This is a genomic window from Flavobacterium fluviatile (assembly GCF_010645065.1).
Lineage (GTDB): Bacteria > Bacteroidota > Bacteroidia > Flavobacteriales > Flavobacteriaceae > Flavobacterium > Flavobacterium fluviatile.
Genome location: NZ_JAADZW010000104.1, coordinates 1 through 584, shown reverse-complemented (window position 1 = coordinate 584; position 584 = coordinate 1). Strand labels below are relative to the sequence as shown.

1 protein-coding gene is annotated in these 584 nt (G+C 48.6%); it reads left to right on the top strand.

Going from position 1 to position 584, the window contains the following annotated elements:
* Positions 1-584, top strand: a 584-nt coding sequence (locus GXM17_RS21460) for a Ty3/Gypsy family RNase HI domain-containing protein (RefSeq protein WP_163401550.1), incomplete at both ends; no start/stop codon positions are given.

Sequence of the window (584 nt, the reverse complement as noted above, 5' to 3'; positions counted from 1 at the left end):
GGTTGTGTCCTGATGCAGGAGGGCAAAGTGATTGCTTATGCTTCACGGCAGTTGCGCCGACATGAGTTGAATTATCCCACCCATGATCTGGAGTTAGCCGCAGTTGTCCATGCTCTGAAGATCTGGAGGCATTACTTGTATGGGCAGCAGTGTGATATCTACACGGATCATAAGAGCCTCAAGTACATTTTCACGCAGACTGAGCTGAATATGAGGCAGAGGAGATGGCTAGAGTTAGTCAAGGACTATGACCTGGAGATTCACTATCATCCGGGCAAGGCTAATGTTGTGGCAGATGCTCTGAGCAGGAAGAGTTATGCCAACATGGCCATGGCTTTTCAGATGCCTCGTGAGTTATGTGAGGAGTTTGAGCAGTTGAGTCTGGGTTTCTTGCATCATACTACGAGTGCAGCATTCGCAGCGGAACCCACTCTAGAGGCAGAGATTAGGCAGCATCAGAAAGATGATGAGAAGCTGCAGGAGATTCGTGAGTTGATCAAGAAGGGCAAAGCTCCACATTTCAGAGAGGATGATCAGGGTACTCTGTGGTACAAGAACAGGATATGTGTGCCGGATGTGAAGGA